Below are 22,029 nucleotides of genomic sequence, written 5' to 3'. Positions count from 1 at the left end.
TCAGGCGGTGGCGTGGCATTCCCGGGCAAGCGGTTGTTGGCTCAACAGCAAGCCCCCTGCCAGCAGCAGGCTGCTGCCGGCGACGATCAGCGCCGGTTGCAGGCCACCGCTGAAATGGCTGCTCAGGGCCGCCAGCAGTGGCCCGCTCAACTGGCCCACGGCGAAGCTGGCCGTGAGCAAACCAGCGTTGCGCTGGGTGGTGTGGGGCGCCAGCTCCCGCGAGCGCTGCATCACCAGTTGCATGCAGGCCAGGAACGGCGTGCCGCAAAGAACCACCCCCAGCGCCAGGCCAGCGCCATTGCCCAGCAGACAGGCAAACACCCCGGCGGCTTGCAGCCACAAGGTCGCCATCAGCCAGTGGCGGGTGGCGTTCAGGCTGTGCCGGCGCAGGCTCACCAGCCCCACACCGATGGCTGCCGCCAGACCGAAGCACGGCCAGAACAGGTCGGCCTGCCATTGCCCTTGAAAGCGCGCGCTGGCCATCTGTGACAGGAAGGTCGCCGGGATGATGTAACCCAGGCCGTACAGCGCATAAACCAGCCCGAGGCGGGGGATGCCGCTGTGGCTCGAGGCGTGTGGCATCTGGGTGGTCGGGGCGGGCATGGCGGGTTGCGGCAGGATCGGCAGGATCACCAGCAGCATCAGCAGGCCGGCCGCGGCGTACACCAGCCACAGGGTCGCGGAGCTTTGCCCCAGCAGGTTCGAGCCCAGGGCCAGCAGGCCAGTGAGGAAAATCCCCAGCCCGGGCCCGGCAAACACCAGGGCGCCCAGGCGTGGCCGGCCGGTGGCATGTGCCAGGGGCTGGCTCAGGGCGGCGATCATCACCATCACCCAGGCACTGGCCACGCCGGTGCCGAAGCGCAATACCGAATGCGCCCAGAAGCCGCCGGCCCAGAACGAGGCCAGGGTCAGCAGCACGCACAGCCACAGCCCGCCCAACAGACGTCGGCGAACCTGGCGCGGGCGGCGGGCGAACATGGCATCCAGCGCGCCGATGAAATACCCCAGGTAGTTGGCGGCGGCAATCAGGCCGGTGTCGGTCAGGTCGACCTGGCCCTCGCTCAGCAGGTGCGGCAGTTGCGGGGTGAGGGCGAAGCGACCAATGCCCATGGCCATCATCAGGGCAATGAAACTGGCGAGTAAGCGAATCAGCGGTGACATGGTCCGGGTTCCGTCGAGTGGGCAATGACCGTCAGGCTAGGACTGATTGACTTTCTATAAAAATGAATAATATTGAGTAACTTGTTCGTTTTTGGAGAATGGTCGTGGAGTTCAGCCAGTTGCGCATCTTCCAGGCGGTCGCCGAGGAAGGTTCCATCACCCGGGCGGCCGAGCGCCTGCATCGGGTGCCGTCCAACCTGTCGACGCGGCTCAAGCAACTGGAAGAGCAACTGGGCGTCGAGCTGTTCCTGCGGGAACGGCAGCGGCTGCAACTGTCGCCAGCGGGCAAGGTACTGCTCGATTACGCCGCGCGCCTGTTTGCCCTGCGCGATGAGGCCCATGGGGCAGTGCAGGGCGGTCAGCCGGCCGGGGATTTCGTACTGGGCACCATGTACAGCACGGCGGCGATTCAATTACCGGCGCTGCTGGCGCGTTACCACCGCGCCTACCCGGCGGTGAACCTGCAGGTGCAATCGGCGCCCAGCAGCGAGTTGCTCGAAGGCCTGCTGGCCGGGCGCCTGGATGCGGTGCTGGTGGACGGCCCTCTGGAGCTGGCCAGCCTGGACGGGGTGCCGCTGTGCGATGAAAAGCTGGTGCTGATCAGCGAGGCGGATCATCCGCCGATCCGCAGCGCCCGGGATGTCGAAGGGCGCGCGGTGTTCACCTTTCGTCGCGGCTGTTCGTATCGCCTGCGCCTGGAGTCGTGGTTCGCCCACTATCATGCGGCCATGGGGCGGGCGATAGAAATCGAGTCCTACCAGGGGATGCTGGCCTGCGTGATTGCCGGCTCCGGGGTGGCGCTGATGTCGGAGTCGATGCTCGCCAGCCTGCCCGGTCGCGAAAGCGTGGCGGTCCATCCACTGGCCGAGCCATTCGCCAGTGCCACTACCTGGCTGATGTGGCGCAAGGGCATGCTCGGCGCCAACCTCAATGCCTGGATCGAGCTGCAACAGGCGAGTCAGACGGATCTGCGGGCGACGGCCTGAAATGGGCAGGCTGATTCAGATTAATCCGGTAACAGATCATTGCCATCCAGGTTGAGCAATGCGCGGAACTTAGCGCTATTATCAGAGCTAAGCGGCTCCAGAACCCTGCCGCTGGGCACGACCCTTAAGGGGGGCACTATGAAAGAGAAACTGCAAAACTGGCTTCACGACCTCGGGGTCGCACTGGGGCTGATCGAGCCGCCATTGCAGCCGGTGCCAATTCGCACAGACGACGAACAACGGCGTCGGCAACAGCGTCGCCGCTAACCATCGGCTCGGGAGTGGAGCAGGCATCCAGCCTGCTCCCGTCACTTTTCAGCCGCGCGAGGGCAGGTTTACTCGCGATCGGTTGCCGCCTTCTGATTCAAACCCGTCAACTCGCAACCCGCCAATGGCGCCCAGCGCCATGAAATCCTTAGCGCCGTGAAATCGTCAGCAGAAACCGGCTCAGGTCGTTGGCGCTGTTCGCCGCCTTGAGCATCTGGTCTTCTTCGTGGGTGAAGGCGGTCACTCCAAACTCATCTTCCAGGTGGAAGATCAGGTCCTCGATATCCTGCTTGTCCAACCCCAATTCCTGCAGACTCACGTCGTCGGAAAATCCGTCATTGCCATCCAGCAGGCGGCTGATGAAGTCATGCACGGCTTGTCGGACTTCGGCTCTATTCATGTCGCTCTTTTCGCCAGGGGCCTGCGCAGGGGCTTTGAAGCGGGCGGGATTGTGTGCAGTACAGCACAGCTTCAGGGGTGCCGACGGATCCAATCCTCGATCATCGTGCGCAGCTGCGCTCCCGAAAAACTGCCGAAATGGCCGCCGTGCACAGTACGCACCGGCAGCTGGTACAGGCGTTCCAGGCTGGTGGCGTAGTCCTCCAGGTTGGAGTGATAGGCGTCTTCGACCAGCGGACCGTCGTAGATGATGTCGCCGCTGAACAGGGTGCCGCTGGCCGCTTCCCAGAGGCTGATCCCCCCGGGGGAGTGACCGGGCGTATGCAGCACCTGGAGGCTACGGTTGCCCAGGTCGAGCACGTCGCCTTCCTCGATCAGGCGCGTTGCCGGGGCGGCCTTGACCCGATATTCGGCGTAGCACAACGGACAATCCGGGTGGGCCTCGAACATTGCGTCGCCAACGTAGGCGGCAGACAGGGTATTGGCGCCGTCGGGCGCGGCGAGGATCTGCGCCTCGGCCGGGTGCACCAGGCGTTCGGGGAATTCGTGATGCCCGGCGATATGGTCGAAATGGCAATGGCTGGCCACCGCCAGCAAGGGCCGTTCGGTGAGCCAGGGCAACTGCTCGCGCAGGCTGACCAGGCCGGAGCCGCTGTCCAGCAGCAGGTCCCTGTCGCGGCCCTGGATATGCCACAGGTTGCAGCGATAGAACGGCCGGATATAGGGCTCGTGGATCAGCCGAATCCCGTCGCTCAGGCTTCTGACTTCGAACCAGCGGTCGCGGCTGACAATCTTCATCGACTTTCCTCCAGGCGAAAAAAACGGGTGCAGCCACCGACGCTGCACCCGCCGAAGAAAAATGTACGGCGTCTGACCTGAGGTTAGATCGCGTTGGCCAGGGTTGCCGGACGACGAGACAGCAGGCTCACCACCACGAAGCTGATCAGGCCGACAGCCAGGCTGTAGTAGATCGGGGTGTTGGCATCCAGGCCGTCCTTGAACATGAACGCCAGGGCGGTGAGGAAGCCCAGGCCCATGCTGGCGATGGCACCGGCGGTGGTCGCGCGTTTCCAGAATATGGCGCCGATCAGCGGGATCAGCATGCCGCCCACCAGCAGGTTGTAGGCCAGGGTCAGGGCGCTGATCACGTCGTTGACCACCAGGGCGATGCCCAGTACCAGGATGCCGGTCAGCAGGGTGAACAGGCGGTTGATGCCCAGGCTCGACTGCTTGCCGCCACGCAGCTTGGGCAGCAGGTCTTCGGTCAGGGTGGTGGAGGCGGCCAGCAGGCCGGCGCTGGCGGTGGACATCATGGCGGCCAGGGCCGCGGCGATCACCAGGCCACGGATGCCGTCCGGCAGCGAGGCTTTGACGATGGCGGCGAAGGCGTTGTTGACGTTGTCCAGGTCCGGCAGCAAGACGTGCGCGGCCATGCCGATCAGGGCGCAGGCCAGGCCGTAGAGGATGCAGTAGAAGCCGGCGACGGTGCCGGCGTATTGCGCGACTTTTTCGGTCTTGGCGGTGAACACCCGTTGCCAGATGTCCTGGCCGATGAGGATGCCGAAGAAGTAGATCATGAAGTAGGTGACGATGGTGTCCCAGCCGATGGTGGTGAAGCTGAAGCTGGCCGCCGGCAGCTTGGCCACCAGCTCATCCCAGCCACCGACGCGGTACAGGCAGATCGGCAGCAGGATGAACATCAGGCCGACGGTCTTGATCACGAACTGGACGATGTCGGTCAGGGTCAGCGACCACATTCCGCCGATCGCCGAATAGATCACCACCACGCCGCCGCCCAGCAGCACCGAGATCCAGAACGGCAGGCCGAACAGCACTTGCAGCACGGTGCCGATGGCGAGGATCGAGGTCACGCCGATCATCAGCGCGTAGGCCAGCATGATCACCGCGCTGGCCTGGCGGGCCATCGGGTTGTAGCGTTTTTCCAGGACCTGGGTAACGGTGAAGATCCGCAGCTTGAGCAGGGGTTTGGCCAGCAGCAGGTTGAGGGCGATGATGCCCAGGCCCAGCGCCGCGCACAGCCAGAAACCGGAGATACCGTGGACATAGCCCAGGCGCACGGTGCCGACGGTGGAGGCCCCGCCCAGCACGGTGGCGGCCATGGTGCCCATGTACAGGGTCGGGCCCAGGTTGCGGCCGGCTACCAGGTAGTCCTCGTGGGTCTTGGCCTTGCGCATGCCGTAATAGCCGAGCACCAGCATGCCGGCGGCATAGATGAGTACGACGAGTAGATCTAAAGCCATGATGGCGTGTCTCCGATTGTCTTTCTTATAGTGGCTTGCTGTAGAAGCGAGGCTTGCCGCAATCAAGGCGACGCGGTCTGGCGGACCCGTCGTGTGAGGCGTGATTGCCGGCGAGCCTGCCGCTACAGGTCATGCTTGAGTCAGGCGGCTTGGCGCATGACCGGTTTACCGAGCGAATCCGTGCTCTTGCTGCGTGGATCGTTGGGGCCGTAGACCGCGGGCGGTTCCGGGAACAGGTTGAGCAAGGCCAGGTACACCAGCGAGGCCAGGCCCAGGGTCACCGGCAGGCTGATGTCGATGCCATCGGCCAGGTTGCCCAGCGGACCGACGAACTGCCCGGGCAGGTTGACGAAGCACAGGCCAACCAGCGCGCTGGGGATCCAGGCCCCCAGGCCACGCCAGTTCCAGCCATGCTGGAACCAGTAGCGGCCACCTCGCTCGCCACGGGTGAAGACTTGCAGGTCGTCGGGGCAGTAGAAGCCGCGACGCACCAGCAGGCCGATCAGCATGATCACCATCCACGGGGTGGTGCAGGTGATGATCAGCACGGCGAAGGTCGACACGCTCTGCACCAGGTTGGCGGCGAAGCGCCCGATGAAGATGAAGGCGATCGACAGCACGCCGATCAGCAGGGTCGCCTTGACCCGCGACAGCACCCGCGGAAACACGCTGGACATGTCCAGGCCGGTGCCATACAGCGAGGTGGTGCCGGTGGACATGCCGCCGATCACCGCGATCAGGCACACCGGCAGGAAGAACCAGCTCGGCGAGACCGCCAGCAGGCCGCCGACGTAGTTGTTGGCGGCGATGTAGTCGGGTGCCTTGATCGCCACGATGGTGGCGGTGGCCAGGCCGAACAGGAAGGGAATCAGGGTGGCGATCTGCGCGGCGATCACCGCCAGCATGATCCGGCCCTTCGGCGTTTCGCGGGGGATATAGCGCGACCAGTCGCCGAGGAACGCGCCGAAGGAAATCGGGTTGCTCATGGCCACCAGCGCGGCGCCGATAAAGGCCGCCCAGAAACCCGCCTGGCCGAGGGCCACGGTCCCGGCGAACTGGCTGTCAAAGGCCGGCGCGAAGGCGAAGATCCCCAGCAGGAACAGCAGGCTCGCCGCCCATACGGCAATGCGGTTGACCCACAGCATGAAGCGGAAGCCGTAGATGCACACCGTCAGTACCAGGATCGCGAACAGGCCGTAGGCCAGGCCCAGGGTCAGGTCGGTTTCCGGCAGATCGATCAGGCGCTTGGCGCCGCCCACCAGGGCGTCCCCCGAACTCCACACGGAGAGCGAGAAGAAGGCGATGGCGGTAAGCAACGACAGGAACGAGCCGACGATCCGCCCGTGCACGCCGAAGTGCGCACCGGAAGAGACCGCGTTGTTGGTGCCGTTGATCGGCCCGAACAGGCCCATGGGCGCGAGGATCAATGCCCCCAGGATCACGCCCAGCACGATCGCCCAGACACCCGCCTGGAACGACAGGCCGAACAGCACCGGGAAACTGCCGAGCACGGCGGTGGCAAAGGTATTGGCGCCGCCGAAGATCAGGCGAAACAGGTCGCTGGGCCGGGCGTCGCGTTCATGGTCGGGAATCTGTTCGACTCCGTTTGTTTCGATGCTGCTAAGGCTTTTTTCTTTGTTGTTGTTATTCATGATCTGCTCCGATCACAAAGGCGCGCTCATCGTGCGTGAGCGTCACCTTTCTGGCTAAGGGGGTGGCAGCCCTTCCGGCATTGCGGACAAATGTTCGTGGCAGGCCAGCCATAGGCCTTGTTGTTGTGTGCCGGACCCTTGTCTGCAAAAAACAATGGTCTCGCGCTCCTGGCTGAAGTGTTGCTCCCCTTGCATGCGCAGCTCGGTGGCGACGTCATGAATGAATACCGCGGTGTCCCCCAGCAGGCTGACAAACGCGTTGCTCGAAGTGCAGGACAGCACCTCGAAGCCATCCTCGCGGCGCCAGCTGTCCCACAGCGCCTGGTAGGCGTCGCGGGACAGCAGGGGCTGGGCGAGGGTGTAGAAGACGAAGCTGGCGTCAACGCTGAACGCACCGAAGTAGGCTTCGCGATCGTTACGGGCGAAGGCCGCCACCAGCTCGGCGGCGGCTTTGAGAACCTGCTCGCGCTCGTTCATGGCCGGGCCTCAGCGACGCGCCACGCCCGGCAGTACGCAGAGCATTTCATACAGCAGGTTGGCGCCCAGCAGCGAGGTGTTGCCGGTGGTGTCGTACGGCGGCGAGACTTCTACCAGGTCGCAGCCGACCAGGTCGAGGCCCTGGCAGCCACGGACAATCTCGATCGCCTGGATGGTGGTCAGGCCGCCGATTTCCGGGGTGCCGGTGCCAGGCGCCCAGGCCGGGTCGATGCCGTCGATGTCGAAGCTCAGGTACACCGGGCCGTCACCGACTTTTGCCCGCACTTCGGCCATCAGCGGGTCCAGCGACTTGTGCCAGCACTCTTCGGCCTGCACCACGCGGAAACCCTGCTTGCGGCTCCAGTTGAAGTCTTCGGCGGTGTAGCCCTGGGCGCGCAGGCCGATCTGCACCACGCGGTCGCAGTCCAGCAGGCCTTCTTCGACGGCGCGGCGGAAGGTGGTGCCGTGGGCGATTTTCTCGCCGAACATGTGGTCGTTGACATCGGCGTGGGCGTCGATGTGCACCAGGCCGACCTTGCCGTGTTTCTTGTGGATGGCACGCAGGATCGGCAGGGTGATGGTGTGGTCGCCGCCCAGGGTCAGCGGGATCACGTTGTGCTCGAGGATGCCGTCGTAGGCTTCTTCGATGATGCGCACGGCGTCCAGCAGGTTGAAGGTGTTGATGGCCACGTCGCCGATGTCGGCCACGTTCAGCGAGTCGAAGGGCGCGGCGCCGGTGGCCATGTTGTACGGACGGATCATTACCGATTCGGCACGGATCTCACGGGGCCCGAAGCGGGTGCCGGCGCGCAGCGAGGTGCCGATGTCCAGCGGGACGCCGACAAAGGCGGCATCCAGGCCAGCCGGAGTAGGTACATGGGGAAGACGCATCATGGTGGCGATGCCGCCGAAGCGCGGCATTTCGTTGCCGCCCAGTGGTTGGTGGAGAATCTTGTCCACGGGATTGGCCTCATCGTTGTTTTATTTATGGGGTTTTCAGCGCAGCAATGAGTGCCGGCGAAACCGAGTGGGGCCGATTCTGCGAAATGTAGTGGGCGGGAAGAATCGCTACGGGCAAATACTTAGTTCAGATTTTTCTAAACTAAGGGCGGCGCTAGAGGATAGACTTCCCGCTGTCGAGGGTGGGTGGCGTCAGGGCTGATGCAATCGCGGGCAAGCCTCGCTCCTACAGAAACGCACGGTCCTGTAGGAGCGAGGCTTGCCCGCGATTGGCTGCATGGCAGCCATAATCAAGATCGCCAGATTCTCTATGGAGGAACGCCGATGGGGCAGGATGACCCTGACACTCGATCCCCGTTGTCGATTTTCCTTGTGGAGCTCCCATGGCCAACGCTTTACCTGATCTGAAACTATTGCGCATCTTCGTCAGCGTGGTGCGGCATCAGGGATTCGCCAATGCCCAGCACGAACTGAACCTCTCCACATCGGCCATCAGCACCTACATGAGCCAGCTGGAGTCGGCCCTGGGGTTGGTCCTGTGCCACCGTGGCCGCGGCGGTTTCAGCCTGACCAGCAAGGGCGAGCTGTTCCACCAGGAAACCCTGCGCCTGCTGGGCGAGCTGGAGGGCTTCGAGCAGTACGCCGCGGCGCTCAAGGGCGAACTGCGCGGCACCCTCAACCTGGGGGTGATCGACTCGACGGTGAGCGACAAGGCCCTGCCGTTCGCCGAAGCCATCGGCGCCTACAGCCAGGAACACCCGGCGGTGCACTTGCATCTGTCGGTGCTCAGCCCCTACGAATTGCAGCTCGGCGTGCAGGACAACCGCCTGGACCTGGCCATCGGCGCGTTCTCCACGCGCATGAGCGGGCTGGTGTACATGCCGCTGTACCGCGAGCAGCACTGGCTGTATTGCAGCAGCCGGCACCCGCTGTTCAACGAGCGGCGCATCCCCGAGCAAGTGATCACCCAGCAGCGCATGGTCGGCCGTGGCTACTGGAGCCAGGCCGAACTGGCGCGCCACGGCTTCAAGCACAGCGCGGCGACGGTGGAGAGCATGGAGGCGCAGCTGATCCTGGTGCTGTCCGGCGCCTATATCGGCTACCTGCCGGAGCATTACGCCCAGGCCTGGGCCGACAAGGGCGACTTGCGCGTGCTGCTGCCGGCCACCTTCGGCTATCAGGCGCCGTTTTCGATGATCGTGCGCCGCGGGCGTAGCCGTGAGCCGCTGATCCAGACGTTCCGCGACCTGCTCAAGGCGCAGCTCAACCAGGTCTGAGGAGGCCGATGTGTCCAGAACCCAATGCCCGCGTTGCCTGCGCCCGAAAACCCATTGCCTGTGCCCGTTGATTCCACGGTTGGACAGTCGCACCCGGATCCTGCTGTTGCAGCATCCCAGCGAAGTGAACCACGCGCTGAATACTGCGCGCTTGGCGGCGCTGGGGCTGAACAATGCCGAGTTGATCGTGGGGGAGGTGTTTGACGACCTGCCGAAGCTGTTGAACTGCCCCGGGTATCAGGCGCGCCTGCTGTTCCCGGCGGAAGACGCGCAGCCGTTGCAGGCCTATTCCAGCACGCCGGACGCGCAGCCCTTGCTGCTGGTGGTACCCGACGGCACCTGGCGCAAGGCGCGCAAGTTGCTGCACCTCAATCCGCTGCTGGCCGCGTTGCCGCGAGTGACCCTGGCCGCAGGCGCGGTGTCCCGTTACCGGCTGCGCAAGGCGCCGGGACCGGGGGCCTTGTCGACCATCGAAGCCATCGTCCAGGCCCTGCAGACCCTGGAGGCGCCAACCTCGTTCGAGCCCTTGCTGAAACCTTTCGAGGCCTTGATCGACGGGCAGATTGCGGCGATGGGGGAGGACACCTATCAGCGTAACCACCTGCGGGCGCAAGACGACTCCCTGTAGCCGCTGCCGCAGGCTGCGATGGGCTGCGCAGCGGCCCAAAACGCCATACCTCATACCATCTGAAAGACCGAGGCGCCTGATTGACGCCCGCTTCGCGGTCGGTCGCAGCCTGCGGCAGCGGCTACAGGTTAACGCTCGCGCATCGCCTCGGTCCGCGCCTTGAGCACCGGCTTGAGCAGGTAGTCGAGCACGCTTTTCTCGCCGGTGATGATGTCCACCGTGGCGACCATCCCGGGGATGATCAGCAGCGGCTTGAGGTCGCCGCCCAGGTGGTTCTTGTCGGTCCGCACCTGGATCAGGTAGAAGCTGTTGCCCTTGTCGTCGGTGATGGTGTCGGCGCCGATCAGTTCCAGCTTGGCGCTCAGGCCGCCGTAGATGGTGTAGTCGTAGGCGCTGAACTTGACCATGGCTTTCTGCCCGGGATGGAGGAAGGCCACGTCCTGCGGCCGTACCTTGGCCTCGATCAGCAGGTTGTCCTCCAGCGGCACGATTTCCAGCATGTCGCTGCCCGGCTGGACCACGCCGCCGATGGTGTTGACCTTGAGCTGCTTGATCACCCCGTGCACCGGCGAGGTCACGGTGGTGCGGGTCACCCGGTCGTCGATGGCGATGCTCGAGGCGGTGATTTTCGACAGGTCGGTGCGTTTCTCGTTGAGCTCCTTGGCGGCGTCGGAGCGGAAGCCTTGTTCGGACTCGTCGATCTTGCTCCGGATTTCGTTGATCGCCGATTCCGCCCGGGGAATGGCCAGTGTCGTGGCATTCAGCGAGCCGCGGATCTCCACCGCGCTGCGCTTGAGACGCAGGATCTCCACCGGTGACACCGCGCCGGTACTTACCAGCGGCGCCGACATGTTCATCTCCTGGTTGAGCAGGGCCAGGCTGGAACTGAATTGCCCCTGTTTCGAGCGGAACTCCGCCAGCTCCTGGGTCTTTTGCCGCAGCTGTTCGCTCAAGGTCCGCTGTTCGCTGGCCAGGCGACGCTGGCGCTGTTCGTACAGCGAGCGTTCGTCCTCCGCCACCTGCGGCGCCTTGGCCACCACCTCGTCGGATGGCTTGAACGGCCGGCCCTCGGCTTCGGCGGACAGGCGTTCGACCTGGGCCATCAAGGCATAGCGGTCGGCCTCGCTTTCGCCCTTGTTCGACAAAAAGCGCGTGTCGTCCAGGCGCAGCAGGGTGTCGCCCTTGTTCACCATCTGCCCTTCACGCACGAAGATCTCGGTGACGATGCCGCCCTCCAGGTTCTGCACCACCTGCACCTTGCTCGACGGAATGGCCTTGCCTTCGCCGGTGGTCACCTCCTGCAGCACCGCGAACTTGGCCCAGAGCAGGGCACTGATGAGCAGCCCGGTGGTCAGCCAGACGACAATGCGCGAGCCGCGGGGCGAGTCCTGCAGCGAGGCACCGGCGGTTTCGGGCATGAACTCGCTTTCCGCGCTTTTGCGCAGGCTGGCGAAGTAGCCGCGTGATTGCGATGAGGCAGGCATGGGGCGACTCCTAGACCGCCGCAGAGCCGACACGGCCCTTGCGCAGTGCATCGATGACCGCTTCTTTCGGCCCGTCGGCGACGATCCGCCCGTTGTCCAGGACCACCAGCCGGTCCACCAGGCTGAGCATCGAGGTGCGGTGGGTCACCAGCAGCAGGGTCTTGCCCTGTACCCAGGCGTGCAGGCGCTGGCGCAGGGCGTCTTCGCTGCTGTTGTCCATGGCGCTGGTGGGTTCGTCCAGGAGCATGATCGGCGGGTCCAGCAGCAGCGCTCGGGCCAGCAGCACCGCCTGGCGCTGGCCGCCGGACAGCAGTTGGCCGCGCTCGCCCACCGGCCGGTCGAAGCCCTGGGGATGCTGGCGGGCCAGTTCGGTGACTCCGGTCAGCTCGGCGACCTCGAGCATGCGTGCATCGCTGATATAGCGGGCGCCGAGGGTCAGGTTGTCGCGCAGGCTGCCGGCCAGCAGCGGCAGGTCATGGGCGACATAGCCGATCTGCTGGCGCAGGTCGGCCACGTCCAGTTGGCGCAGGTCGAGGCCGTCCAGCAGCAACTGGCCTTCCTCGGGGGCATAGAAACCCATGACCAGGCGCCCCAGGGTGCTCTTGCCGGAGCCGCTGCGGCCGATGATGCCGATGCGTTCGCCGGGCTGCATGCTGAAGCTGATATTGCTCAGGGCCGCGGCATTCTGCCCCTGATAACGGAAGGTCACCTGATTGAGCGCCAGCGCGCCTTGCAGTTGCGTGCGTTCCAGCGGGCGCTGGCGGGCATCGCGCTCCTGGGGCAGGGCCATCAGGGCGTCGGTGCTGCGCATGGTCAGTTGCGCCTGCTGGTAGCGGGTGATCAGCCCGGCGATCTGCCCCAGCGGCGCCAGGACCCGGCTGCCGAGCATGTAGGTGGCCACCAGCGCGCCGACGCTGAGGTTGCCGGCGATGATGCTGTAGACCCCGGCGACTATGGTCGCCATGCCGCAGAACTGCTGGATGAACAGGGTGCCGTTGGTGGCCAGGGCCGAGAGATTGCGCGCGTGGCTGTCGAGGCGGGTGAGGGCGCCGTGGGTGCTTTCCCAGCGGTGCTGGCGTTCGCTTTCGGCGCTGCAGGCCTTGAGGGTTTCCAGGCCGCCGAGGGTCTCGATCAGCAGCGCCTGGCGTTCGGCGCCCAGGCTCAGGCTCTTTTGCACGGTGTCGCGCAGGCGGGCCTGGATCAGCATGGCGAAGACGATGGTCAGGGGAAACGCCAGCAGCGGAATCACCACCAGCCAGCCGCCGAGCAGGCCGATCACCAGCAGCATCAGGACGGCGAAGGGCAGGTCGATCAGGCTGGTCAGGGTCACGGCGGTGAGAAACTCGCGCAGGCCCTGGAAGTCATGGATGCTCTGGGCGAAGCCGCCGATGGTCGCCGGCTTGGCTTTCATCGCCATGCCGGTGATGCGCTCGAACAGGGTGGCGGAGAGGATCACGTCGGTGCGCTTGCCGGCGCTGTCCAGCAGATGGGCGCGCACCACCCGCAGCACCAGCTCGAAGCCAGTGCCGATCAACAGACCAATAGCCAGCACCCAGAGGGTCGAGGTGGCCTGGTTGGGCACCACGCGGTCGTAGGTCTGCATGACGAACAGCGGCACCATCAGCCCCAGCAGGTTGATCAACAGGCTGGCGAGGATCGCGTCGCTGTACAGCCAGCGCGAGAGTTTCAGGGTGTCGCGGAACCAGGCTTCGACCCGCGGCACCAGGGAATTGCGCAGTTCTTCCAGTTCATGGCGTGGCCGGGCGAACAGCGCCTGGCCACTGTAGTCGTCATTCAGCTCCGCCTGGCTGACCCACTGTTCGCCGCCCTCGGCTTCGCTGGGCAGGATCAGCGCCTGGCCGTCATCGCCCCAGCGGCGCAGGACCGCGCAGCGGCCATGCTTGAGGATCAGCAGCACCGGCAGGTTGAGCTTGGAAATCGCCGACAGCTCGCGGCGCAGCAGGCGCGCCTGCAGGCTGGCGCGGGCCGCGGCGCGGGGCAGCAGGTCCAGGCTCAGGCGTTGCTGGGCCAGGGGCAGCCCCGCGCTGAGGCTGGCACGGCTGACGGTGCAGTCATGCAGTTTGCAGAGGATCAGCAATCCGTCCAACAACGGGTCATCAAAGCTCAGGCGCGGATCGACGCCTGAGCTCCCGGGTTCCATGCTGGTCACATTGAAGTCCTCCGAGGACTTAACGCATCTCCGGCAGACGGGCGTCGCTCTTCACTTCGGTCTGGGCGATCGCTTCGGCTGGCACCACGACTTTTTCCTTGTTCAACAGCTCGCCCATGTTCGCCAGCACGCGATACATCGAGAACTCCTCGGTGTAGCGCACTTCGGTGTAGCGGCGGTTGGCGTTGTACAGCTCGTTTTCGCTGTCCAGCAGGTCGAGCAGGGTGCGCTGGCCGAGACCGAACTGGTCCTGGTAGGCGGCCCGTACGCGGGTGGTGGTTTCAGCGTATTCGCGAGCGGTGGGGGTCTGCTTCTTGGCGTTGAGCATGGCGTTCCAGGCCAGGGTGATGTTCTCGTTGAGCATGCGCAGCGCGTTGTTGCGGATGTCCATGGCCTGGTTGATCTTGTGCGCGTCCGATTGCAGGCGGGCCTTGTCGCTGCCGCCGCGGAACAGGTTGTAGTTCATCACCACGCCCACCCGCCATTCATTGTCGTGGCCCTTGTCGCCCTGCACGTTGTCGTTGGCGCCCACCGCGGCCTCGGCATCGAAGCGTGGGTAGAACGGCGACTTGGCGACCTCGTACTGGCTTTCGGCCGCGTGCACGTCGGCCTGGGCCGATTTCAGGTAGGGGTTGTTCTCCAGCATGCTCTGCCGGGCGTCCGGCAGGCTGGCGGGGATCTCGCCGCGCACCGAAGGCAGGCTTTCCAGTTCGTCGGGCATACGGCCCACGGCGCTGAAGAAGTTGGCCTCGGCATCGGCCAGGTCGACCTGCGCGGTGTCGTAGTTGTTTTCCGCCAGGGCGCGACGGGCCTTGGACTGGTCGAGGTCGGCGGTGCTGCCGACACCGCGTTCGCTGCGCAGGCTGATCTGGTCGTTGACCCGCAGGTGCGCCTGCAGGTTGTTCTTGGCCAGGGTCACCAGTTCGCGGCGCTTGAGCACTTCCAGGTACACCTCGATGGTGCGCAGGGCCAGGCTCTCGGCGGTACCGCGGGTGTAGTAGGCCCGCGAGTTGGAGACCGACTGGGTGCGCCCGACCTCGTTGGCGGTATTGAAGCCGTCGAAGAGCATTTGCCGCAGGCGCAACTCCGACTGGGTATAGGTCAGCGTCTCGGTGTGATGGTTGCCCAACGCGCGCGTGGTGGTGTTGTCGCTGTAGCCACGGCCATAGGCAGCATTCAGGTCCAGCGATGGATAGAAGCCCCCTTTGGCGACCTTGACGTCCTCATCAGCCGACAGACGGTTGTTCTGGCTCGCGCGCAGTTCCGGGTGGTTGTCCAGCGTGCTTTGAATCGCCTCCGTCAGAGACATGGCTTGGGCCTGATGAATACAGGCCATGGCTAATAAAATCGCGCTACTGAGGGGGGTAAAAACGCGCATGAGGTACATCTCCCTGGTCCATGTATGGTGCTTTGCAGTCGCCAAAAAAATGACGAAATTTATAGGTCAAACCGTTTCAGGCTTGTAACAACAGAGCTAAGAACATCCTGAGCGGAAGCTAAGAAGAATTTTTCATAAGCCTTATGCTGAAAAAAACTTATGCACTCTGTGAAATCCAGCACATTGTTCAGTTCGAAAGCCCCGTATTTATAGGCTCTAGGGAGCTTTTTGGGGACTTGAAAAGGTTCAACAAAATTTGCGACATAGGGCGGGAAAGGAGCGGTGAGGAGGGTGCGATACGGATTTTTGAGCGACATTTTTTTGTCACTTGCAGTGTTTTAATCCGTGTCGCGACTTTCGCGGGAGGGCTGTCCGGAGCCGGAATGCGCTTGACTGCATTCGGTTTTGCCTTCGGCAGAAACAGCAGGCCAGCGAGGGACGAGCGAGAGGGACAGGCCGGTGCGCAGGTTCGACTGAGCAGACATCAGCGAGCCTTCAGGCTGGCGTTTCCCGTCGCTGACCCGATAACGCCATAGCACTTTTCCGTGCAACCAGATGCCGATAGCGGTCGGCAGCGGAGGAAGTGCTCATGGCTAAGTTGATCGGCGTCGTCAGTAAGGTAATCGGGCAGGTAGTAGTGGTCGCGGCGGATGGCAGCCGGCGCGTCCTGATAGAAGGCGATCGTCTGTTCGCAGGGGATCAACTGGTGACCGGTGCGCAAGGCGCGGTGGCCGTGCATTTGCAGAACGGCCAGGAACTGACCCTCGGGCGCGACAGCAGCCTGCAATTGACTCCGCAACTGTTGGCGCACCAGGCGCCCCATGTACAGACTCCGGAAGCCGTGACCCCCAGCGCGGCGCAGCTGACCGATGTCGAGCAACTGCAGAAAGCCATTGCTGCCGGTGCCGACCCGACGCAAACCGGCGAAGCCACGGCGGCCGGCCCCGGTGCCACGGGTGGCACCGCCGGCGCCCTGGGCGGCGGGCACACCTTTGTACTGCTTGAAGAAGTCGCGGGTCGGGTCGAGCCGGTCATTGGTTTCCCCACCGCGGGCTTCAACGGAATTCCCGAATTCGTGCCTGAGCGGATTGCCGCGGTACCGCCAAGCGACGACAGCGGTATCGCACCGCCACCCCCACCGAACAACCCGGTCACCCTGGGCGGCCTGTCGGTCGCCAATGGCGAGTTGACCCTCAGCGAAGCCAATCTGCCCCAAGGCTCGGCGAGCAATCCGGCGGCGCTGGTGCAGAACGGCACCTTCAGTGTTTCCGCGCCCGACGGCCTGCTCAACCTCAGTGTGGGCGGGATCGTCGTGGTCAGTGGCGGGGTGGCCGCGGGCTTTCCCCAGTCGATCACCACTGCCCTGGGGAACACCCTGACCATCACCGGTTTCGATCCTGCCACGGGTACGGTCAGCTATAGCTACACCCTGGTCGGCAACGAAATCCATTCCGCCGCCGATGGCGCCAACAACCTGAGCGAGCATTTCACCGTGCTGGCCAGCGACAGCAATGGCGATTCGGCGAGCAACTCGCTGGACATCAACATTACCGACGATGTGCCCCAGGCGTTCAACGACGGCAATGGTGTCGCCTCGGAAAGCCAGCTGGTACTCACTGGCAATGTCCTGACCAATGATGTGCAGGGCGCCGACCGGGTGCCCAGCGGACCGATCATCGCCGGTACCTTCAATGGCACCTACGGCACCCTGGTGCTGGCGGCCGACGGTACCTATACCTACACCCTGCACACTGGCGATCCGGCATTCCTCGCGCTCAAGGGCGGCGGCAGTGGCACTGAAACCTTTACCTACACCCTGACCGATGCCGATGGTGACAGCAGCACCGCCAACCTGGTGCTGCAGGTGCACAACAACGACGATCCGGTGGTGATTCGCGGCTTCAACCTCGAAGGCGCCGAGGTCACGGTCTACGAGAAGCACCTGGCGGACGGCAGCAGCCCGGATGCGGGCGCGCTGACCCAGAGCGGCACCTTCAGCATCTCGGCGCTCGACGGCCTGCAAAACCTGACGGTCGGCGGTCTCTCCCTGGTCAGCGGCGGAGTGGCTGCGGGCTTCCCTCAATCGATCACCACCGGCCTGGGCAATACCCTGACCATCACCGGCTACGACCCCGGCACTGGCGTGGTCAGCTATAGCTACACCCTGGCCGCCAATGACGCGCACCCGACCGGCAACGGTAGCAACGCGCTGGGTGAGAGTTTCACGGTGTCCGTCACGGACGTCGACGGCAGCACTATCAGTGGCCTGCTGGATATCAATGTGGTCGATGACGTGCCGACGGCGGTCGACGACAGCAATGGTGTCGCCTCGGAAAGCCAGCTGACCCTGAGCGGTAATGTGCTGACCAACGATGTACAGGGCGCCGACCGGGTGCCCAGCGGGCCGATCACCGCCGGCACCTTCAACGGTACCTACGGCACCCTGGTACTGGCGGCCGACGGTACCTATACCTACACCCTGCACCCTGGTGATTCAGCGTTCCTCGCCCTTCAGGGCGGCGGTAGCGGCACCGAGACCTTTACCTACACCCTGACCGATGCCGACGGTGACAGCAGCAGCGCCAACCTGGTGTTGCAGGTGCACAACAACGACGACGGCGTGACCCTTAATGGTCTGGACAGCAACGGCGGTGAACTGACGGTCTACGAGAAGAATCTGTCAGATGGCAGCAGCCCGGATGCAGGCGCGCTGACCCAGAGCGGCACCTTCACCGTGACCGCGCCGGACGGCCTGCAGAGCCTGAGCGTAGGCGGAGTTAATGTGGTGACCGGCGGGGTGCCCGCGGGCTTCCCCCAATCGATCACCACCGACCTGGGCAATACCCTGACCATCACCGGCTACAACGCGGCTACCGGGGTGATCAGCTACAGCTACACCCTGGTGGACAACGAGGATCACCCAACCGCCAACGGCGCCAACAGCCTCAGCGAACATTTCAGTGTGCTGGCGACCGATGTCGATGGCAGCACCGCCAGCGGTTCGCTGGATGTGAACGTGGTGGATGACCTGCCAACAGCGGTCAATGACAGCAACGGCGTCGCCTCGGAAAGCCAGCTGGTGCTCAGTGGCAACGTACTGACCAACGATATACAAGGCGCCGACCGGGTACCTACTGGTCCAGTCACCGCCGGCACCTTCACCGGCACCTACGGCACCCTGGTTCTCGCAGCCGATGGCACCTACACCTATACCCTCAATGCCGAGGATGCCGACTTCAAGGCCTTGTACGGCAATGGCAACGGCACGGAGACCTTCGCCTACACCATCACCGACGCCGACGGCGACTCCAGCACCGCCAACCTGGTGCTGGACATCCATAACAACGATGACTGCGTGACCCTCTACTGCCTGGATGTCCCGGGTGGCGAGCTGACGGTCTACGAGAAGCACCTCAGCGACGGTACCAGCCCCAATGCCCCGGCCTTGACCCAGAGCGGCTTCTTCGCCGTTAGCGCGCCGGACGGCCTGCAAACCCTGACCGTGGGCGGGATCAATGTGGTGACCGGCGGAGTGGCCGCGGGCTTCCCGCAATCGATAATGACCGCCCTGGGCAACGTCCTGACCATTAACGGTTACGACGCCAGCACCGGTGTCGTCAGTTACAGCTACACCTTGCTTGACAATGAAAATCACCCGACGGGGCTGGGGGCCAACAGCATCGCCGAGCATTTCACTGTGTTCGCCAGCGATGGCGACGGCAGCAGTGCCTCCGGGGTGATCGATGTGAATATCGTCGATGACCTGCCCACCGCGAATCCTGACGTGGTGATGGCCGACGAAGGCACCACCATCAGCGGTAACGTGCTGGGTAACGACGTTGGGGGAGCCGATGGGCCGGCAGCCACGGGCGCGGTGGTCGGCGTGCGCGCCGGCAGCGATACCTCGACCTCGGCCATTGGCGGTTTGAACACCACCATCAACGGCCTGTATGGCACGCTGACCCTGGACGCCTTCGGCAACGCGACCTATCACAGCTATCCGAACTCGGTCACCGCTCCCGATTCGGAGGATGTGTTCGTCTACACCGTGCGTGATGCGGACGGCGATGAAAGCACCACCACCATCACCATCCAGATCTGCGGCAACGAGCTCAGGGCGGTCACTGACCAGGATGTCACTGTCTTCGAAAAAGCCCTGGACCTGAACAAGGATGGCCAGGACCTGGCGGCCGGCACGGTGATCGGCAGTGACCCGGGCAATACCGGCGAAACCGCCACCGGCACCCTGGTCGGCTCGGTCACTGGTGGCAGCGGCACTATCACCTACACCCTGGTCGGCAGCGCCACTGGCACTTACGGGCAGATCCTGCTCAACCCCGACGGCACCTACCGCTACACCCTGACCTCGGCGCCGAAAACCTCGCCGACTGCCAACGACGGCCCCAACGAGCTGGGCGAAAGCTTCACCTACAAGGCCACCGACGCGGTGGGCAATACCACCACCAGCACCATCCAGATCAGCATCGTCGACGACGTGCCCCAGGCGGTCGCCAGCGAGCGTGCGGTCACCGCGCTGGAAGTCGATTCCAACCTGCTGCTGGTGATCGACGTCTCCGGCAGCATGGCCGATCCGTCCGGGGTACCGGGCCTGTCGCGCCTGGAGCTGGCCAAGCAGGCGATCAGCACCTTGCTCGACAAGTACGACGACATGGGCGATGTGAAGGTGCAGATCGTCACCTTCAGCAGCAGCGCCACGGACAAGACGCCGATCTGGGTCGATGTGGCGACGGCCAAGTCGATCATTGCCTCGCTGACCGCGGGCGGCGGCACCAACTACGATGCGGCCGTGGCCGCGGCGAAGCTGGCGTTTGTCACCAGTGGCCAGATCAGTGGCGCGCAGAACGTCGGTTATTTCTTTTCCGACGGCAAGCCCACCGATGGCCAGGAGATCGGCACCGCTGACGAAACCGCCTGGAAAGCCTTCCTCGACGCCAACGGCATCAAGAACTACGCAATCGGCCTGGGCAGCGGTGTCAGCAACAGCAACCTCGACCCGCTGGCCTATGACGGCAGTACCCATATCGACACCAATGCCGTGGTGGTCACCGACCTGAACCAGCTCGACTCGGTGCTGGCCGGTACGGTACAGGGCACCCCGGTCACCGGCTCGCTGCTCGGCGAAAGCGGCTCGTTCGGCGCCGACGGCGGTTTCATCAAGACCCTGGTGGTCGATGGCACCACCTACACCTATGACCCCAGCGGCAATGGCAACCAGGGCTCGCTGAGCTTCAGCGGCGGGGTCAACCACGGCACCTTCAACACCCTGGACAACAGCCTCAGCATCGCCACCAACAATGGCGGCACGCTGGTGGTGAAACTCGACACGGGCGACTACACCTACACCTCGCAGAAAATCACCAGCGTGGTGCTGACCGAGACGGTCGGCTTCACCGTCAGCGACAACGACGGCGACCTGGCCAGCTCGACCCTGGTGGTCAAGGTCAACCCGAACGCGGCGCCGGTGGCGGGCGACGACCACATCATCACCAACATTCTGTCGGGCACTATCGTGGTGCCGGCCGATGCCCTGCTGGCCAACGACAGCGACGCCAACGGCGATCCGCTGACGGCCGCGCCGACCAGCTTCAACACCGGCTGGTTGTCCCCGGGGGCGGACTTTACCGCCGGCAGCCTGCAGACCATCAGCTTCACCGGAGGGTCCAACCAGACCCTGACCGTCGCCCGGGCCTCGTTCAATGCCAATACGGCGGCGATGACGGCCGCGGTGGTGATCAGCGGCTTCCTGGGCAGCATCAACAACGGCAATGACAACGACGAGGATGTGATCAGCGTCAACCTGAAGCAGGGCGAGACCCTGAACCTGGATCACAACCTGACGGCGGGCCGGGTGGGCATGGAGTACGCCTTCAATGGCGGGGCCTACACCGCGATTACCGACGGTGGCTCGTTCACCGCGGGGGCGGACGGCACCTACCAGATCCATATCACCAACCTGACCAACCCCAGCGGCGCCAACGCCAACGGTTCGGAAAACTACCAACTGACCATGACCGTCAACTACGCTGGCGGCCAGGAGTCCACGCCGGATTACCACGGTACCTACACCGCCAGCGACAGCCATGGCGGCAGCGACAGCGCGGCGGTGAGCATCAGCTATCAAGGCGGCCATACCCTGACCGGCACCGCTGGCGACGATGTGCTGCTGGCCGGTAGCGGCGACAACCTGATCAATGCCGGCGACGGCAACGACGTGCTCGTCGCCGGCAGCGGCAACAACATCCTGCACGGCGACGCTGGTAACGACCTGCTGTTCAGCGGGCCGGGCAACGACCTGCTCGACGGTGGCACGGGCAACGACACCGCCAGCTACGCCCATGCCAGTGCCGGGGTCACGGTCGACCTCGCGCTGCTCGGTGCGCAGAACACCGGCGGTGCCGGCACCGATATCCTGGCCGCCATCGAAAACCTGGTGGGCTCCAACTACAACGACAGCCTGACCGGCGACAGCAACGCCAACATCATCACCGGCGGCCTGGGCAACGATGTGCTCAACGGCGGTGGCGGCGACGACCTGTTGATCGGCGGGCTGGGCAACAACACCCTGACCGGTGGCAGCGGCAGCGACACCTTCCAGTGGCAGCAGGGCAACAGCGGGCATGACCTGGTCACCGACTTCACGCCGGGCACCGACAAGCTCGACCTGTCGCAACTGCTGCAAGGCGAGAACGCCAGCAGCGCATCGCTGGATGACTACCTGCACTTCACCGTCACCGGCAGCGGCCCGTCGCTGGTCACCAGCATCGATGTCAGCGCGGCGGCGGGGGCCACGCCGAGCCAGACCATCGACCTGGCCGGGGTCAACCTGGCGGCGCATTACGGGGTGACGCCGGGCGCGGGTGGGGTGATCGCCGGTGGCGCGGATACCGCGACCATCATCAACGGCATGC

16 protein-coding genes are annotated in these 22,029 nt (G+C 64.5%); 5 read left to right on the top strand and 11 right to left on the bottom strand.

All coding sequences use genetic code 11. The features are described 5' to 3' along the window. Positions 1-1,161, bottom strand: a complete 1,161-nt coding sequence (locus J4D28_RS26200; RefSeq protein WP_103331649.1) for an MFS transporter — start codon at positions 1,159-1,161, stop codon at positions 1-3. A gap of 104 nt (positions 1,162-1,265) precedes the next feature. Here J4D28_RS26200 and J4D28_RS26195 point away from each other — a divergent pair, with 104 nt between their 5' ends. Continuing rightward, the gene (locus J4D28_RS26195) at positions 1,266-2,147 is read left to right on the top strand and encodes a putrescine utilization regulator PtrR (RefSeq protein ID WP_041987047.1); all 882 of its coding nucleotides are present in this window, start codon (positions 1,266-1,268) and stop codon (positions 2,145-2,147) included. 138 nt (positions 2,148-2,285) lie between these two features. Further along, positions 2,286-2,414 carry a PA1414 family protein gene (locus tag J4D28_RS30515; RefSeq protein WP_009042667.1) on the top strand — a complete coding sequence of 43 codons (129 nt, stop codon included), beginning with the start codon at positions 2,286-2,288 and terminating at the stop codon, positions 2,412-2,414. A gap of 148 nt (positions 2,415-2,562) precedes the next feature. On the opposite strand, the gene J4D28_RS26190 is transcribed toward J4D28_RS30515, so the two are convergent. The 6 genes from J4D28_RS26190 to speB form a co-directional block, all read right to left on the bottom strand. Next, on the bottom strand, positions 2,563-2,814 hold the full coding sequence (locus J4D28_RS26190) for a hypothetical protein (RefSeq protein WP_009047628.1): 252 nt from the start codon (positions 2,812-2,814) through the stop codon (positions 2,563-2,565). A gap of 71 nt (positions 2,815-2,885) precedes the next feature. Continuing rightward, complete coding sequence (locus tag J4D28_RS26185; RefSeq protein WP_009047629.1) at positions 2,886-3,611, bottom strand: MBL fold metallo-hydrolase; 726 nt, start codon at positions 3,609-3,611, stop codon at positions 2,886-2,888. An 83-nt stretch (positions 3,612-3,694) separates the two neighbouring features. Then, complete coding sequence (locus tag J4D28_RS26180) at positions 3,695-5,074, bottom strand: sodium:solute symporter (RefSeq protein ID WP_016702295.1); 1,380 nt, start codon at positions 5,072-5,074, stop codon at positions 3,695-3,697. Positions 5,075-5,214: 140 nt separating this feature from the next. After that, a complete protein-coding gene (locus tag J4D28_RS26175; RefSeq protein WP_009047632.1) occupies positions 5,215-6,726 on the bottom strand; it encodes a cytosine permease in 1,512 nt (503 codons plus the stop codon). Positions 6,727-6,780: 54 nt separating this feature from the next. Further along, on the bottom strand, positions 6,781-7,203 hold the full coding sequence (locus J4D28_RS26170; protein ID WP_009047633.1) for a nuclear transport factor 2 family protein: 423 nt from the start codon (positions 7,201-7,203) through the stop codon (positions 6,781-6,783). 9 nt (positions 7,204-7,212) lie between these two features. Next, positions 7,213-8,163: an agmatinase gene (gene speB / locus J4D28_RS26165; protein ID WP_007920678.1), complete on the bottom strand. Its 951-nt coding sequence runs from the start codon at positions 8,161-8,163 to the stop codon at positions 7,213-7,215. Between the two features lie 383 nt (positions 8,164-8,546). Here speB and J4D28_RS26160 point away from each other — a divergent pair, with 383 nt between their 5' ends. Then, positions 8,547-9,440, top strand: a complete 894-nt coding sequence (locus tag J4D28_RS26160; RefSeq protein ID WP_009047635.1) for a LysR family transcriptional regulator — start codon at positions 8,547-8,549, stop codon at positions 9,438-9,440. Between the two features lie 10 nt (positions 9,441-9,450). Further along, entirely contained in the window at positions 9,451-10,068 is a 618-nt protein-coding gene (locus J4D28_RS26155) for a tRNA-uridine aminocarboxypropyltransferase (protein WP_038630972.1), read from the top strand. Positions 10,069-10,196: 128 nt separating this feature from the next. On the opposite strand, the gene J4D28_RS26150 is transcribed toward J4D28_RS26155, so the two are convergent. The 4 genes from J4D28_RS26150 to J4D28_RS26135 are packed head-to-tail and all read right to left on the bottom strand — an operon-like array spanning position 10,197 to position 15,417. Beyond that, the gene (locus J4D28_RS26150) at positions 10,197-11,552 is read right to left on the bottom strand and encodes an HlyD family type I secretion periplasmic adaptor subunit (RefSeq protein WP_016702292.1); all 1,356 of its coding nucleotides are present in this window, start codon (positions 11,550-11,552) and stop codon (positions 10,197-10,199) included. A gap of 10 nt (positions 11,553-11,562) precedes the next feature. Then, positions 11,563-13,722 (bottom strand): type I secretion system permease/ATPase, encoded by a 2,160-nt coding sequence (locus J4D28_RS26145; protein WP_039967835.1) that lies wholly within the window; start codon positions 13,720-13,722, stop codon positions 11,563-11,565. A 19-nt stretch (positions 13,723-13,741) separates the two neighbouring features. Continuing rightward, a complete protein-coding gene (locus tag J4D28_RS26140; protein ID WP_009047639.1) occupies positions 13,742-15,100 on the bottom strand; it encodes a TolC family outer membrane protein in 1,359 nt (452 codons plus the stop codon). A 59-nt stretch (positions 15,101-15,159) separates the two neighbouring features. Continuing rightward, entirely contained in the window at positions 15,160-15,417 is a 258-nt protein-coding gene (locus tag J4D28_RS26135) for a hypothetical protein (RefSeq protein ID WP_135006320.1), read from the bottom strand. Between the two features lie 272 nt (positions 15,418-15,689). Here J4D28_RS26135 and J4D28_RS26130 point away from each other — a divergent pair. Continuing rightward, on the top strand, positions 15,690-22,029 hold a 6,340-nt coding region (locus tag J4D28_RS26130; protein ID WP_207246480.1), incomplete at its 3' end, for a retention module-containing protein.

The organism is Pseudomonas sp. GW531-T4 (assembly GCF_017349615.1).
Lineage (GTDB): Bacteria > Pseudomonadota > Gammaproteobacteria > Pseudomonadales > Pseudomonadaceae > Aquipseudomonas > Aquipseudomonas chlororaphis_I.
Note: the sequence above shows the minus strand (reverse complement) of the source record. Positions and strands in the feature narration are given on the sequence as shown.

Excerpts from the sequence above, each read along its gene's own strand:
- J4D28_RS26200 (WP_103331649.1), bottom strand. The coding sequence starts at position 1,161 with ATGTCACCGCTGATTCGCTTACTCGCCAGTTTCATTGCCCTGATGATG.
- J4D28_RS26135 (WP_135006320.1), bottom strand. The coding sequence starts at position 15,417 with ATGTCGCTCAAAAATCCGTATCGCACCCTCCTCACCGCTCCTTTCCCG.
- J4D28_RS26140 (WP_009047639.1), bottom strand. The coding sequence starts at position 15,100 with ATGCGCGTTTTTACCCCCCTCAGTAGCGCGATTTTATTAGCCATGGCC.
- J4D28_RS26180 (WP_016702295.1), bottom strand. The coding sequence starts at position 5,074 with ATGGCTTTAGATCTACTCGTCGTACTCATCTATGCCGCCGGCATGCTG.
- J4D28_RS26170 (WP_009047633.1), bottom strand. The coding sequence starts at position 7,203 with ATGAACGAGCGCGAGCAGGTTCTCAAAGCCGCCGCCGAGCTGGTGGCG.
- J4D28_RS26190 (WP_009047628.1), bottom strand. The coding sequence starts at position 2,814 with ATGAATAGAGCCGAAGTCCGACAAGCCGTGCATGACTTCATCAGCCGC.
- J4D28_RS26160 (WP_009047635.1), top strand. The coding sequence starts at position 8,547 with ATGGCCAACGCTTTACCTGATCTGAAACTATTGCGCATCTTCGTCAGC.
- J4D28_RS26185 (WP_009047629.1), bottom strand. The coding sequence starts at position 3,611 with ATGAAGATTGTCAGCCGCGACCGCTGGTTCGAAGTCAGAAGCCTGAGC.
- J4D28_RS26175 (WP_009047632.1), bottom strand. The coding sequence starts at position 6,726 with ATGAATAACAACAACAAAGAAAAAAGCCTTAGCAGCATCGAAACAAAC.
- J4D28_RS26150 (WP_016702292.1), bottom strand. The coding sequence starts at position 11,552 with ATGCCTGCCTCATCGCAATCACGCGGCTACTTCGCCAGCCTGCGCAAA.
- J4D28_RS30515 (WP_009042667.1), top strand. The coding sequence starts at position 2,286 with ATGAAAGAGAAACTGCAAAACTGGCTTCACGACCTCGGGGTCGCACTG.